This is a genomic window from Plantimonas leprariae (genome assembly GCF_008802405.1).
In the GTDB taxonomy this organism is placed as follows: Bacteria; Pseudomonadota; Alphaproteobacteria; order Rhizobiales; family Rhizobiaceae; genus Plantimonas; species Plantimonas leprariae.
Window position 1 is genome coordinate 1 of record NZ_VZDO01000017.1, and the last position, 13,608, is coordinate 13,608.

Here is a 13,608-nt window from a genome sequence, read left to right on the forward strand (position 1 = left end):
TGAGGCGTAACGACCGCCGACGGAATAGGATCGACGGAATAACGACCGCCGGCCGTTTCGACGTTCCCGGATGCGGATCGGCGGAGTGCACTCCCACGGGTCGTTCATGTCCGTTCCCGTTCAGGGCCGAAACCGGACCAGCCACTGCCGAGTGAAAGCAGCCGAAAAGCGGCTTGAGGCAGTGGCGAGACTGCCGCTGTCGGCTGGACGCGCTTTGCAGAGCGCGAACTCGTCGTCTTCGATCGGTTTGCGGGCCGGAAGACGCCAGGAATTTTGGATGGACGGGCGAGCGCCGCCTTGCCTGGTTCGGGGGCTTTCAGTTGGCGTGATGGTGCCGCGAGAAGAAGCGATCGAGTTCGTGCTGCTCCGGCACCTGGTTCGTGAAGATTTCGACATATTGAGGGATGCGCTGCATCCGGACCGCCAAGTCCTCGCTCGTCTGCATCGCGATATAGCCGATCTGAACGAGGTAGATCGTCCGCGCCCGGACATCGGCCGACACTGGGTCGTAGCCGAACCGCTCGAACATCCTCGCAAGCGCGTCGAGGCGGCATCGATCTGCTTCCTGTACCTCGGACAAGATGTCCGGCGATTGCAGCGCCCAGCTTCGGATCGCGAACTCGAAACGCGAATCGAAGAAGCTCGCGTCCAGCCAGCAGTCGAAGACGTTCAGCATCGCCTCCACGATCGACGCGGCGTAGGCTTCCGATCGCTTGACGAGGTTGCCGGTGTTCTTCTCCCGCCATTGCGCGAGGAGCGCCGCGAGCAGTTCCTCGCGATCCTGGAAGAACCAGTAGAAGCTGGTCCGCGAGAGGTTCAGCCGCTTGGCGAGCGGCAGGATCTTGACCGCATCGACGCCGGATTCGAGCAAAGCGTGATAGGCTGCGCCGAGCCAGCCCTCGGGGGAGCCGCGCCATCCCCTGTCGTTCAGCGATTGGTCCATCCCTGAAGCCTAAGCCGGGGCGAAACGCGCTTGCAAGCTGAATGTACAATTGCGTTCAAAAAATCGACGGTACGGTCGATATAGTTGACACATATGTACATTCGAGCTTAGTTGCTGGTCATCCGTCCGACGAAAGGCGAACCGATGTCGAGCGATCCGCTGCTTCAACCCTTCCAGCTCAAGCATCTGCGGTTGAGGAACCGGATCATCGTGACCTCGCACGAGCCGGCCTATCCGGAAGACGGGATGCCGAAGGAGCGTTACCGTGCCTATACGGTGGAGCGGGCGAAGGGCGGCATCGCGCTGACCATGACGGCGGGCTCCGCCGCGGTCGCGAAAGATAGTCCGCCGGCCTTCAACAACGTCCTCGCCTACAAGGACGAAGTGGTGCCGTGGATCCGGGAACTGACGGACGCCGTGCACGCGGAAGGCGCTGCGGTTATGATCCAGCTCACCCATCTCGGACGTCGCACGCGCTGGGACAACGGCGACTGGCTGCCCGTCGTCGCGCCCTCGCACCAGCGCGAGGCCGCGCATCGTGCCTTCCCGAAGAAGCTTGAGGACTGGGACATCCGGCGGATCGTCGAGGACTATGCTGACGCCGCCGAGCGCATGCAGGCCGGCGGCATGGACGGCATCGAGCTCGAAGCCTACGGTCATCTTATCGACCAGTTCTGGTCGCCGCTGACGAACGGGCTGGACGCACCCTACGGCGGCTCGATCGAGAACCGCCTGCGCTTCGGCTTCGAGGTACTTCGCGCGATCCGCGCGCGTGTCGGGCCGGACTTCATCGTCGGCGTCCGCTATTCCGGCGACGAGCGGCTGCCGGGCGGCAACGCGAAGGCGGACGGTATCGACATCTCGCGGCGGCTGAAGGACAGCGGGCTCGTCGACTTCCTGAACGTCGTGGTCGGCCATATCGACACCGATCCCGGCCTCACCGACCTCATCCCGATCCAGGGCATGGCGAACTCGCCGCATCTCGACCTCGCCGGCGAGATCCGCGCCGCGACCGACTTCCCGACCTTCCACGCCGCCAAGATCCCGGACGTCGCGACCGCCCGCCACGCCATCGCCAGCGGCAAGGTCGACATGGTTGGCATGACCCGTGCCCACATGACCGACCCGCACATCGTCCGGAAGATCATCGAACGGCGCGAGGACGACATCCGCCCCTGCGTCGGCGCGAACTACTGCCTCGACCGCATCTACCAGGGCGGTGCCGCCTACTGTATCCACAACCCGGCGACGGGCCGCGAGCTGGAAATGCCGCAGACGATCCAGAAGGCGGACAGGCGCAAGAAGATCGTTGTCATCGGCTCGGGGCCGGCCGGCTTGGAGGCCGCGCGCGTCGCGGCCGAGCGCGGGCACGAGGTCGTGGTGTTCGAGGCGGCCGACAAGCCGGGCGGCCAGATCCGCCTGACCGCCCAGAGCGAGCGGCGGCGGGAGATGATCAGCATCATCGACTGGCGCATGAACCAGTGCGAGAAGCTCGGCGTCCGGTTCGGCTTCAATACATGGGCGGAGGCCGACACCGTCACGGCGGAGAACGCGGACGTGGTGGTGGTCGCGACCGGCGGCCTGCCGCATACCGAGGTCCTGACGAGCGGCAACGAGCTCGTCGTATCGGCCTGGGACATCATCTCAGGCGACGTGAAGCCGGGCGGCGAGGTGCTGGTCTTCGACGATGCCGGCGACCATGCCGGCCTGCAGGCTGCCGAGATCCTGGCCAGCGCCGGCTCGAAGGTCGAGGTGATGACGCCCGACCGGTCCTTCGCGCCGGAAGTCATGGCCATGAACCTCGTGCCCTACATGCGCTCGCTGCAGAAGCTCGACACCACCTTCACCGTCACCTACCGGCTGACAAGCGTCGAGCGGAGCGGCAACCGGCTGCTTGCGAAGGTCGGCAGCGACTATGGCGGCATCGCGAAGGAACGGCTCGTCGATCAGGTCGTGGTCAACCACGGCACGATCCCGCTGGACGATCTCTACTTCGAGCTGAAGCCGCTTTCCCGCAACGGCGGCGAGGTTTCCTACGACGAGTTGCTCGCCGGCCAGCCGCAATCGGTCGCCGGAAACCCAGACGGCGCGTTCCAACTCTTCCGCATCGGCGACGCGGTCTCGGCCCGCAACACCCACGCCGCCATCTACGACGCCCTCCGCCTCGCGAAGGATTTCTGAAGGCGCTGCGACCGGCAAGGAAGGCGGTTCGCGCGGCGTCGAACCGCTCTCATCCATGCTCGGCTCTGCCTGCCGAACGGCGTCGGTTTACGTCCTCCCGGCAGCGGAATTCCTCGAGCCGAAGCCGGCAGGCGGTGCCGAAAGACCGGAGGGCAACGGGGCCGGGCTGCCATTCGGCGATCCGGCCGAACGCTTCCGGGTCCGTCGGCTCCAGCCTCGCCCCCCACGCGATCGGACCGCGCCGCAGGGATGGCGGCGTAGGTGTTTCCGCGCTCGTTCGTCAGATGGAGGGCGCCGGAACGCCTGTCGCCGAGACCGGATCGCGTCCGGCGAGGAGGGTGGCGGCGACGTCGTAGGTGCGGCGGTTGTCGACGTCGATGGCGTTGGCCCCGTCATCCAGAACCACCGCATCGATCCGCAGGCCGAAACGGCGCGACAGTCGCGCGAAGGTGGCCGTCAGGGACGGCCGGAAAAGCAGCAGCACCGCGACGTTGACGACGCCGAAGGCCAGCACCATCCGCAACGGCTTCTTCGCGAACTGCCCGCCGCCCCGGAAGCTCTCGGCGGCGGCGAGCGCGCGTGCGCCGGCGAAGGCGTAGAGGTTGCAGTTGGAGTAGCTGTCGTCGGCGAAGCGGTAGAACCGGCGCTGGCCTTCCGGATGCGCCGCGAGCACGGCCTGCCGCCGGGCGAAGGCGACGGCCGCATCGGCGCCGCCGGACAGCGTCGCCAGCATGGCGCGAACGGCCTTCGGCGACAGGAGGACGTTGTCCGCCGTGGTGATCACCATCCGACCCTCGATCCCATCGGCCCCGGCATAGACGCTGTCGGCGAGGTTGTCGGCCGCCGGGACGAATTCGATCCGCGCCTCGGCGGACGGCAACACGGCGCGGATGGAAGCCTCCATCTCGGGTTCGACCACGATGCGGAGGCGCTCGATTTCCGCCGTCGCCAGGAGGGCCGACGCGACGTGCACGATCAGTGGCACGCCGGCGATCGGCACCATGCATTTGTGGGAGATGCCGGCTTCCGCCGCCAGCGGATCGACATGGCCCCGGCGTTGCGCGGCGAGGACGATCGCGGCGAAACCGGCCTCAGGCCGCGAGTTCGACGACATCGTTCAGGAGGCCATGGCGTTCGAGGCTTTCGGTGAGAATGGTTTCGACCAGTTGCGCATGCGACCAGCCGATCTGAGCCGCAGCCAGCGCGATCGTCTTCTGCGACCAGAGATTGCAGTTGAGGTTCACCTCCAGGAACTGCGCCTCGCCGGTTTCGACGTCGAGCCGGAACTCGAAACGCCCGTAGTCGAACGGCCGGAACTCCTCGAGCAGCAGCCGCGTGCGGCTTTCCACCAGCGCCGCGACGAGCGGGTCGAGCAGCGGGCGGATCGCATAGGCCTGACCCGCCTCGAGGTTGCGCTTTTCCCCGTAGGTGCGCAGCATCGTCGGGTCGTCCTGCATCACGATCTGCGTCGGCAGGACGAGGGGCCGGCCGTTCAGCGTGACGACCGACACTTCGATGTCGTGGCCGTCGATGAACGGCTCGACGATGGCGTCGTGCCCCTCGGCGTGCAGCTTCCGCACCGCGGTCCTGACGCCGTTCCAGTCGCCCGCCGCCGTGATGCCCCAGCTCGCCGACGAGGCGTTCGGCTTCACCACGAAACGCCGGCCGACCGGGCAGTTCGCTTCCTCGACGGGCGCGCCGCGGCGGAACACCGCCCAGGGCGCGGTCGGCAGGCCATGCGCGACGGCGAGGCGCTTCGTCAGATGCTTGTCGTCGGACAGCCCGCGCAGGATCGGGCTCGCGCCGAGATAGGGAAGCCCATGCCGATTGCACAGCAGGGGCAGCATCATCTCGGAGTTCAGGAAACCGCCGCGGTTCAGGAGCGGGAACACGAAATCGACGTCGGGGCGCTCGAACAGCGCCCGGTAGCTGTCGGCGATCGCGAGATCGAAACCCATGCCTTCGAGGACGAGCCGCATCTCGCGGTGATAGGTGGCGTGGGTGCCGTCCTCGGCATGCGGGCTGCCATCCGCCAGGGCGTGCTTGGCGACGAACATGATCCGCAGCGAGCGTTTCGCCGCGGGGGTAAGCGCGCGCGGCGCCGGATGACGATCCATCGAGCCTCCTCCGGCCGGTCGAAGAAGGCGATGGCGCCCTGCCGTGACCTGCCGCGAGGCATCGTCCTAGCGGGCGAGCATGACGCGCATGCTACAGCACGCGCGAAAGATGGTGGGCGAGCAGCGCTCCGTAGCGTCCCTCGCCGAGGCCGCGCCGCGCGGCGCGCTGCGGCATCAGCACCCCCGGCTTGCCGTTGCCTTCGACGAGGATCGGCCCGTCGGGCGTCAGCGCCACGTCCCAGCCGATCAGCGCATAGTCCGCGAATCCGGTCGCATGGGCCCGCACGGCGAGGTCCTTCGCCTCGGGCCAGCCGGGCAGCACGCAACCCGTGATCGTGGCGCCCGTGACCGGGTGCGCCGCGTAGTCGCCGCCGCCGTAGCCCTTGCAGGCAAGGCCGAGCGTTCCGGTTTCGATATCTACGGGCGCGAGCAGCCCGCCGGCCTTCATGTTGTCGACGACGGCCTCCGGCGCGGACGGACAGCGAAAGGTGGCGCTTACCACTTCCGGCGCGCCCTTCTCGTCCACGATCGTGACGATGCGGACGGTCGGGAGAGCACTGAGGGCGAGTCCATCCAGCGCCGGATGCGGCACGACGCGCGGCTGAACGACGAACGCGCCCCGCGCCGCGCCGACGAGGTCCGGCCGGCGGGCGGCGAGTTCGGCGGCGTCGGCGAAACGCCCGAGCATCCGCACCCCCTCCCCGCCTTCGCCATCCGCAGGCTTAGCGACGAGTTCGCGGCCCGCCGGGTCCAGCGTCACCGCGACGACGCCGTTCTCCACCGTCGCGACGGTCTCGGGATGCGGCAGGCCGGAGGCCGCGCACCGTTCGGCGAAGCGCCGCTTGTCGGCGAGGGCGCAGTCTTTCGTCCAGCCGCGCGGATTGATCCGCTTGTTGAACGCGGCATCCTCGAAGCGCCGGATGTAGCCGTCCAGCGCCTCCGCCGTCTCGATCCGGAAGAGCGCGATGTCGTTCGGGTCGGCGAAGCGCTGGCGCGCGATGGCCGCGGCGCGGCGGCGCCACGCCTCGTCCAGCCCGAACTTGCGCTGGACCTGACGCGCCCGCCACGGCACCCAGGCGAGAAAGCCGAGGCCGACGGCGGCATCCAGCGCCGCCCGCAAGGCGCCGCGTTCCTCGCGCCGGCGGCGGTAATGCGCGGCGAGGAAGCCGCCGGACACCGGCCGCACCACGCCGGGATAGAGCGCATAGGCCTTCTTCAGGAAGTACAGTCGGTCGTAGCCCATGCGCCGGTCGCGGAAATCCCGGCATCCCGCCGATGCCACCATCCCCCTGTCATCTTGCCGCGTCAGTATGATGACTCGGCGCCGCGGACCCGATCATGCAGCCCTGCATCCTCTACGTTCACGACCTCCGGTCCAGCGGCGTCGTGCGCAATGCCCTCGCCTACGCGGAACGCATCGCGCAGGACCGCCCGACGACGCTCCTCGCGGGATCGGCGCAGGGTCTGTTCCGCCGCGAGGCCGGCTCCGGCGGCTTCGTGCTTGCGACGCTGTCGGACGGGGCGGAAAGCCCGTCGCGTCTCGCCGCCGCCCGGCATCTCCGCCGCTGGCTCTCCGACCGGCCGGGCGGCGTCCTCCTGTCGGTCGGCAATCACGGGCATCCGAGCGTCTACTGGGCGACGCGCGGCCTCCCGCGCTTCCGGCGCATCTACCGCATCAGCAGCCAGACGGAGCGCGACGGCGGCCTGCGCGACAAGGTGCGGCTGCGGTGGATGGCGATGCTCGTCGCCGATGCGGACCGGATCGCCCTCGTCGGCGACGCGCTTTCCCGGACGCCGTTCTTCGCGCGAAGCCTGCGCGACGGGAAGGCGGCGGCGATCCCGAACGGCCTCGACCGCGCGGCGGCGCTGCGGCTGGCATCGGCTCCCTCCCCACATCCGTGGCTGGAGGACGCGGTGCCGGTGGTCCTCGGTGTCGGGCGGCTGCGGCCGCAGAAGAACTTCGACCTCCTGATCGAGGCGGTCGGCATCGCCCGCCGCGAGCGCCGGATGCGCCTCGCGATCCTCGGCGGCGGCGAGCGGCGGAAGCGCGAGCACCTCGCCGGCCTCGCCGCGGAGGCGGGCCTCGGGACGGACTTCCTGCTCGCCGGGGAAACGGCGAACGTCTTCGCGTGGATCGCGCGGGCGCACGTCTTCGCCTTGCCGTCCCGCTGGGAGGGCTCGTCGATGGCCCTGCTGGAAGCGCTCGCCGTCGGCACGCCCGCGGTCGCCTCGCGGCTGGCGGGCGACGCGGCGAGCGTTCTCGGCGAGGGCCGCCACGGCCTCCTGTTCGACGGCACCGATCCGGCCGCACTCGCGGCGGCGCTCCTCCACCAGACGTCGGACGCGCCGGTCCGGCCGGGCGACCGGGCCGACCAATACGGCCTAAGCGCCGAGCGCTACGCCGCGCTGGTGGGCGAGGTCGACGCCGACGACGGCTGATTGCCGAGGCCGGCGGCGGGCGAGCCGGACCTCGACTGCTCGGCCCGGAACACGTTCGCCTGCAGCCCGGCGATCCACTGCCGGCCGCCGACCGTGACTTCGAGGTAGCGCGTCGCCGTGACAAGATGGGACGACACGCTGTTCCAGAAGAACTCGGGATAGTGCTCCACCAGGTCGGCGGGCGAGACGTAGCCGAGCCTGGCGTTCAACCCGGCTTCCTCGAATTCGTGGAACAGGGCCTTCGTCTTCTTCAAGTAGAGGGGATCGCCCATCTGGCCGATGAGGTCGGCCGCCCGGACGAGGGTCGCCTCGTCGGCCGGGGCGGCGGCGTCGGCATCCGCCTTCGGCAGGAAGCGGGTGTATTCGATCGCGCGGACGAGGCGGCTCGCGTCGAGGAGATCCGACGAGCCGAGGCGCGCCGCGACGAACAGCTTCGAGCGCTCGACGTGGTGCGGCGTCAGCGCCGCGTCCGATGCGCCACGCGCCAGCACGGTCCGGTTCCCTGCGCCGTCGACGACGTAGCCGAGGCGGGCGTCGTCCCCGGCGAGAACGCCGCGGACATAGCCGATGTCGTGGACGAGGCAGGCGACGAGCAGGTGCGCCCAGTCGGCCGGCTCGACCGGTTCGAACAGGGTGCGGCCACGCAGGATCTCCAGCCCGACCTGCGTCACCAGCAGCGTGTGCTCCCAGTCGTGATAGAGCGCGTCCGAGTTGGCGATGCATTCGATGGCCAGCCGCGCCACGGCGCCGACCGTTTCGGCGAGCGGCGCCTGACGGCTGCCGAAGGTGCGCTGGATCTCTGCCGAGATCTCGGCGGCGAGGCGATCGGCGGCGAGTTGGGACGGGGTGATCACGCGCTTCCGCCCGATCGGCCGGCATCGGCCCGCAACGGTGCGCCGCCGCGAAGCGCGAGCACGGCGCGAAGCGGATGCTCCCGCCGCCGCCGCGGCATTTCGGCCAGTTCGAAGACCGCTTCGCGCAACGAACTGGTGAGCTGCTTCCCGTCCATGTCGCTGAAACGCGCTGCGAACCGGATCGGCTCCCCGACCGTCAGACGGATCGTGCGCCCGTGCAGCCGGCGGAACGCCCCGATCAGCAGGCCGTAGCGCAGCGTCTGCGACCACTTGCTGACGAGATGGAACAGCGGGCCGTTCTGCCCGTGGACATGGACCGGCAGCACGGTCGCTTTGCCCATGCGCACCAGCCGGGCGGTGAACTGCTTCCAGGGCAGGTCGCGGGCCGCGCCGAAGACCTTCGCGGCGGTGGCGACGCCGCCGGCCGGAAAGACGATGATCGTCACGCCCTCGGCGAGGAAGCGCATCGCCTCGCGGCGGGTCCGGAGGTTCAGCGCCTGCGCCTCCTTGGTTTCCTCGAACGAGACAGGCAGCCCGTATTCCTCCATCTCCTCGATCCGCATCAGCTCGTTCGAGATCAGGATGCGGAAGGGCCGGCCGAGCTTCTCGGCCAGCGCCAGGAGCGCCGCGCCGTCGCCGATGCCGAACGGATGGTTGGCGACGACGATCAGCGGCTCGGTCTTCGGCACCTCGGCGGGCCAGGCGCCGCCGATGTCCAGCCGGATGCGCATGAGGGCGAGCATCGCGTGGAACTTCATCCGCCCGCTCCGGGCGACCTCCCGCCGCCAGATCTCGTAGAGCCGGGCGAGCTTGGTGCGGCCGGCCGCATGTTCCATCGTCCGGATCACCGCCCGCTTCACCAGGTGATCGTTCGGTCGGGCGTAGCTCAGTTCGGGAAACAGCATCGACTGGGAACCGGACCTCGGGATATCCCGCGTTGTCTACGACAGCGATCCAACGGTTGCGTGACATGGTGCCGGGACCGGCACGGCGGCATCGCGCGCCACCGGGGCAGCGGAAGCCTCCCGGCGCGGCTTCGCCTCGCGCTGCACCAGGATGCTGGCGAGCGCCAGGACGGCGCATCCCGCCACGAGGAGCAGCGAGACCGCGTTGAGGACGGGCGTCGAGCCCGCCTTCGACATGCGGTCGTACATCGCGACGGTCAGCGGCGGGTCGGAGCCGACGAGCATCAGCGTCGTCGTGAAGTTCTCGAACGACACCAGGAAGCAGACGATCAGCGAGGACAGGATCGCGGGCTTGAGGAACGGCAGGGTGATGGTGCCCATGACGCGGGCCCATCCAGCGCCGAGGTTCAGCGCCGCCTCCTCCTGCGCGCGGTCGAACTTCGCCAGCCGCGCGCCGAGGATCAGGGTCGACACCGTCACGAGGAACGAGAGCTGTCCGAGCACCACCAGCGGCGCGCCCGGCCGAAGGAACGCCGGGTCGACGCCGGTCGCCGCCTGCAAGGCCGTCGCCGTGGCGTTCGCGAGGACGAGGATTGACAGGCCGAGCACGATGCCGGGGATCACCAGCGGCACGATCATTATGACGTAGAGTAGGCGCTTCAGCGGAAAGCGGCAGCGCTCGAACAGGAAGGCGTTGCCGAGCCCGATCGCCGTCGCCAGAACGGCGACCGCAGCCCCCGTCGCGGCCGAGACGCCGATGCTGCGCACGAGACGCCGGTCGTGGAGCAGCCCGAGCTTCGGCTCGGCTCGCCCGAAGAACCAGTCGAGCGTGAAGCCGCGCCAGGGCAGCGACGGAAAGGTCGAATCGTTGAAGGCGAACAGGCAGGCCGCCGCGAGCGGCGCGGCAAGGAACACGAGGAAGCAGCCGACATAGAGCCGGACCGTCCATTCCAGCCGGCGCGAGGGGAGCGGCACCACCGCGTCAGGCCCGACCGCCGACCGTCGTGGCGAGCGACTGGCCGGACAGGCGCAGCGCCAGCCAGACCAGGGCGGACGTAAAGACGAGAAGCAGGATGCCGAAGGTCGAGCCCATCTCCCAGTTGAAGCGGGTGATGAACTGCGCATAGATCTGCTCGGTGAACCACGAGGCGTTCTTGCCGCCGATGAGGATCGGCGTGAGATAGCTGCCCGCCGTCAGCGTGAAGACGAGGATCGAGCCCGACACGATGCCCGGCATCGCATAGGGGATCACGACGCGCCGGAACACGTCGAAGCGCGAGCCGCCGAGATTGCTGGCGGCCTCGATCAGGTTGTCGTCCATGCCCTCCAGCGTCGAGACCAGCGGCACGATCATGAACAGGATCACGGTGTAGACGAGGCAGACCACCACGGCGGCGTCGTTGTAAAGGAGTTCCACCGGGCCGCTCGCGAGGCCGCTCCATTGCAGCGCGCGCGACACGATGCCGGTCTCGCGCAGGAGCATCACCCAGCCGAAGGCGCGCACGAGATCGCTCACCCAGAGCGGCAGAAGGCAGAACAGGAACAGTGCCGCCTTCGACCGCCCCGCCGCGACCTTGGCGATCGTCCACGCGACCGGAAAGGCGGCGACGAGGGTCAGCGCCGTGACGAGCAGCGAGATGCCCGTCGTCCGCAGGAGCATCTGCCAATAGATCGGCTGGGCGAAGAAGCGCGCGTAGTTGCCGAAGCCGAAGGCGTACTGGCGGGGTCCGACCTTCTCGCGCAGCGACAGGACGGCAACGCCGAGATGCGGCAGGAGGATCAGGCAGACGAGCCAGAGGAGGAACGGCGTCAGGAGCAGGATCGCCGTCAGCCGCCCGGCATCGACATGCCGGCGGTTCATGCGGCGTCCGCGAAGAGCCGCGTTTCGGCGCTCGGCCAGCCGAGCTCGACCGCCTCGCCGGCCCGCACCTCCGCCTCGCCGGCCGCCGGCAGCGCCGATTCGATCAGCGCCCCGCTCGGCATGCGGGCGATGACGCGGCTCGCCGCCCCGTCGAAAAGGACGCTCTCGACGATGCCGGGCACCCGGTTCGCGAGGCGCGACAGGCGTTCCGAGGCGGGCGGCGCCAGCGCGATCGCGGCGGGCCGCACGAAGACGGAAACCCTCGCGCCCTCCGCGACGCTGCCTCTCGCCTCGGCCGGCCGGCCGTGCAGCCTGACGCCCGCCGCCGTTTCCACCTCGACGCCGTCGCGGCCCACCGCCACGACGCGCCCGGTCCAGCGGTTGGATTCGCCGACGAAGGCGGTCGCCGGTGCGTGGTAGAGTTCGCGCGGCGTGCCGACCTGCTCGAAGCGGCCCTCGTTCATCACCGCCACCCGGTCCGACATGGTGAGCGCTTCGGACTGGTCGTGCGTGATGTAGACGAAGGTCGTCGCGAAGCGCTGCTGCATGAGCTTCAGCTCGACCTTCATGCGCTCGCGCAGTTTCAGGTCCAGCGCGCCGAGCGGTTCGTCGAGGAGCAGGACGTCCGGCTCCAGCACCATGCAGCGCGCGATGGCGACGCGCTGCCGCTGGCCGCCGGAAAGCTGCGACACGGGGCGCTCCGCGAAGCCGGCCAGGCCGACGCGGTCGAGGACCGCGGCGACCCTAGCCTCGATCTCGCGCCTCGACACCCTCCGGCACCTGAGGCCATAGGCGACGTTCATCATCGGGAACAGCGCGAGGTTCTGGAACACCATCTTGGCGTTGCGCCGGTTCGGCGGCACGTGCAGCACCGAGGCGCCGCGGATGCGGATGTCGCCCGCCGTCGGCTGCTCGAAGCCGGCGATCATCCGCATGAGCGTGGTCTTGCCGCAGCCCGACGGCCCGAGGATCGAGAAGAACGAGCCGCGCGGAATGGCGAAGGACACGTCGCGGACGGCTGCGACGCCCGCGAAGCGTTTCGTCAGCGCCTCGCATTCGAGATCGTGGCCGGCCTGCATGGTGCGGTCAGTTCGCCGCCTGGATCCGGTCGAGCACCTCGCCTTCGATGTCCTCAATGCCCGGCGGGATGTTGGCGAAGAACTTCATGTTCGCCAGGTCCTGCTCGCTGAAGGACGCTTCCAGCGCTTTCCGCTTGTCGGCCGGCATCAGTTCGATGCCGTTCCGGAGCGCCGCGACGGCACCGGTCGATTCCGACATCAGCGGCACGATGTCCGGCCGCAGTACGAAGTTGATCCACTTGTAGGCCGCCTCGTCTGCCTCGCCCTTGGCGGGGATGGCGAAGGTGTCGACCCAGGCGAGCGCGCCGGTCTTCGGCGGCACGTAGCGGATGTTCGGGTTTTGGCCGAAGAGCTTGAAGGCCGTCGAATCCCAGGTCTCGGACAGGACGACCTCGCCGGAGAGCATCAGCGCGGCGAGATCGTCGCCGCCGTTCCAGTACGTCTTCACGTTCGCTTTGCAGGCGACCAGCTTGTCGCCGACTTGGCGCATCAGCGTCCGATAGCCGTCGAGATCGGCATAGGCGGCGAAGGGATCTTTGCCCATCGCGAAGGCGGTGCCGAGCAGGATGGTGCGGCGCAGGCGCATGGAGGTGCGCCCGGCATATTTCGGGTCGCAAAGGTCCTCCCAGCCGTGCGGGCCGGGCGCCTTCGCGGTGTCGGCCATCAGGCCCGACGTGCCCCACTGATGCGGGAAGGCGTAGACCTTGCCGTCCACGGTGGCGTTCGTCCTCACCGCCTCGATGAGGTTCGGCGCGATGTCCGACTGGTCGATCCTGCCCCAGTCCATCGGCTTGTAGATGCCGCTCTCGACCTCAGCGGCGTAGATGCGGTCGTGGCTCGGCTGGGCGAGGTCGAAGCCGGCGCCGCCCGTGGCGCGCAGCTTGGCGATCATCTCCTCGTTGTTCATCAGCGTCACCTCGACGTCGATGCCGGGGTTCTCGGCCTCGAACTTCCGGATCACCGCGTCGGGAGCGTAGCCGCCCCAGGTGAGAAGCCGCAGCGTTTCGGCACTCGCCGCATCGAGCCTTGCTAGCAGCGCGAAACCGGAAACGGCCGCGACGATCGTGGTTCCCTTGCGCACTCCAGCCCCCGATGGCATGGCGCACCGCCCCCGGCCCGCCCCTCTGGGGTCAAGCCTTGCCCGGTTTCTGCGATGGTCGTGTGACAGGCCCCGCCGCGCCCGACCGGTGCGGGTGGCAATCCAGGCGCGTGGCGGGGTCGATATCCGC

At 69.1% G+C, this 13,608-nt stretch carries 12 protein-coding genes; 2 read left to right on the forward strand and 10 right to left on the reverse strand.

Going from position 1 to position 13,608, the window contains the following annotated elements:
- Nucleotides 1-316 precede the first annotated feature (316 nt).
- A complete protein-coding gene (locus F6X38_RS18190; protein ID WP_150972168.1) occupies nucleotides 317-943 on the reverse strand; it encodes a TetR/AcrR family transcriptional regulator in 627 nt (208 codons plus the stop codon).
- Between the two features lie 144 nt (nucleotides 944-1,087).
- Here F6X38_RS18190 and F6X38_RS18195 point away from each other — a divergent pair, with 144 nt between their 5' ends.
- Nucleotides 1,088-3,124, forward strand: a complete 2,037-nt coding sequence (locus F6X38_RS18195; protein ID WP_150972170.1) for an NADH:flavin oxidoreductase — start codon at nucleotides 1,088-1,090, stop codon at nucleotides 3,122-3,124.
- 280 nt (nucleotides 3,125-3,404) lie between these two features.
- Here F6X38_RS18195 and F6X38_RS18200 read toward each other — a convergent pair whose 3' ends face one another.
- The 3 genes from F6X38_RS18200 to F6X38_RS18210 all read right to left on the reverse strand — a co-directional run bounded on the left by F6X38_RS18200 (nucleotide 3,405) and on the right by F6X38_RS18210 (nucleotide 6,526).
- Nucleotides 3,405-4,238: an NTP transferase domain-containing protein gene (locus F6X38_RS18200; RefSeq protein ID WP_150972172.1), complete on the reverse strand. Its 834-nt coding sequence runs from the start codon at nucleotides 4,236-4,238 to the stop codon at nucleotides 3,405-3,407.
- Nucleotides 4,216-5,241, reverse strand: coding sequence for a D-alanine--D-alanine ligase family protein (locus F6X38_RS18205; RefSeq protein ID WP_150972174.1), 1,026 nt, complete (start codon nucleotides 5,239-5,241; stop codon nucleotides 4,216-4,218). Before F6X38_RS18205 ends, F6X38_RS18200 begins: the two co-directional genes overlap by 23 nt.
- A gap of 91 nt (nucleotides 5,242-5,332) precedes the next feature.
- Nucleotides 5,333-6,526: a sugar-transfer associated ATP-grasp domain-containing protein gene (locus F6X38_RS18210; protein ID WP_210248896.1), complete on the reverse strand. Its 1,194-nt coding sequence runs from the start codon at nucleotides 6,524-6,526 to the stop codon at nucleotides 5,333-5,335.
- A 53-nt stretch (nucleotides 6,527-6,579) separates the two neighbouring features.
- On the opposite strand from F6X38_RS18210, the gene F6X38_RS18215 reads away from it, so the two are divergent.
- A complete protein-coding gene (locus tag F6X38_RS18215; RefSeq protein WP_150972176.1) occupies nucleotides 6,580-7,680 on the forward strand; it encodes a glycosyltransferase in 1,101 nt (366 codons plus the stop codon).
- On the opposite strand, the gene F6X38_RS18220 is transcribed toward F6X38_RS18215, so the two are convergent.
- The 6 genes from F6X38_RS18220 to F6X38_RS18245 are packed head-to-tail and all read right to left on the reverse strand — an operon-like array spanning nucleotide 7,638 to nucleotide 13,460.
- A complete protein-coding gene (locus tag F6X38_RS18220; RefSeq protein WP_150972178.1) occupies nucleotides 7,638-8,534 on the reverse strand; it encodes an HD domain-containing protein in 897 nt (298 codons plus the stop codon). The genes F6X38_RS18215 and F6X38_RS18220 overlap by 43 nt on opposite strands.
- Nucleotides 8,531-9,439, reverse strand: a complete 909-nt coding sequence (locus tag F6X38_RS18225) for a lysophospholipid acyltransferase family protein (protein WP_150972180.1) — start codon at nucleotides 9,437-9,439, stop codon at nucleotides 8,531-8,533. The genes F6X38_RS18220 and F6X38_RS18225 overlap by 4 nt, the downstream gene beginning before the upstream one ends.
- A gap of 36 nt (nucleotides 9,440-9,475) precedes the next feature.
- Nucleotides 9,476-10,417 carry an ABC transporter permease gene (locus F6X38_RS18230; RefSeq protein ID WP_150972182.1) on the reverse strand — a complete coding sequence of 314 codons (942 nt, stop codon included), beginning with the start codon at nucleotides 10,415-10,417 and terminating at the stop codon, nucleotides 9,476-9,478.
- A 4-nt stretch (nucleotides 10,418-10,421) separates the two neighbouring features.
- Nucleotides 10,422-11,300 carry an ABC transporter permease gene (locus F6X38_RS18235; protein ID WP_150972184.1) on the reverse strand — a complete coding sequence of 293 codons (879 nt, stop codon included), beginning with the start codon at nucleotides 11,298-11,300 and terminating at the stop codon, nucleotides 10,422-10,424.
- Nucleotides 11,297-12,379, reverse strand: a complete 1,083-nt coding sequence (locus F6X38_RS18240; RefSeq protein ID WP_150972185.1) for an ABC transporter ATP-binding protein — start codon at nucleotides 12,377-12,379, stop codon at nucleotides 11,297-11,299. The genes F6X38_RS18235 and F6X38_RS18240 overlap by 4 nt, the downstream gene beginning before the upstream one ends.
- A gap of 7 nt (nucleotides 12,380-12,386) precedes the next feature.
- Nucleotides 12,387-13,460 carry an extracellular solute-binding protein gene (locus tag F6X38_RS18245; RefSeq protein WP_246191425.1) on the reverse strand — a complete coding sequence of 358 codons (1,074 nt, stop codon included), beginning with the start codon at nucleotides 13,458-13,460 and terminating at the stop codon, nucleotides 12,387-12,389.
- Nucleotides 13,461-13,608 lie beyond the last annotated feature (148 nt).

Coding starts and splice junctions, on each gene's coding strand:
- F6X38_RS18225 (WP_150972180.1), bottom strand. CDS start 9,439: ATGCTGTTTCCCGAACTGAGCTACGCCCGACCGAACGATCACCTGGTG.
- F6X38_RS18235 (WP_150972184.1), bottom strand. CDS start 11,300: ATGAACCGCCGGCATGTCGATGCCGGGCGGCTGACGGCGATCCTGCTC.
- F6X38_RS18240 (WP_150972185.1), bottom strand. CDS start 12,379: ATGCAGGCCGGCCACGATCTCGAATGCGAGGCGCTGACGAAACGCTTC.
- F6X38_RS18190 (WP_150972168.1), bottom strand. CDS start 943: ATGGACCAATCGCTGAACGACAGGGGATGGCGCGGCTCCCCCGAGGGC.
- F6X38_RS18200 (WP_150972172.1), bottom strand. CDS start 4,238: ATGTCGTCGAACTCGCGGCCTGAGGCCGGTTTCGCCGCGATCGTCCTC.
- F6X38_RS18215 (WP_150972176.1), top strand. CDS start 6,580: ATGCAGCCCTGCATCCTCTACGTTCACGACCTCCGGTCCAGCGGCGTC.
- F6X38_RS18195 (WP_150972170.1), top strand. CDS start 1,088: ATGTCGAGCGATCCGCTGCTTCAACCCTTCCAGCTCAAGCATCTGCGG.
- F6X38_RS18210 (WP_210248896.1), bottom strand. CDS start 6,526: ATGGTGGCATCGGCGGGATGCCGGGATTTCCGCGACCGGCGCATGGGC.
- F6X38_RS18205 (WP_150972174.1), bottom strand. CDS start 5,241: ATGGATCGTCATCCGGCGCCGCGCGCGCTTACCCCCGCGGCGAAACGC.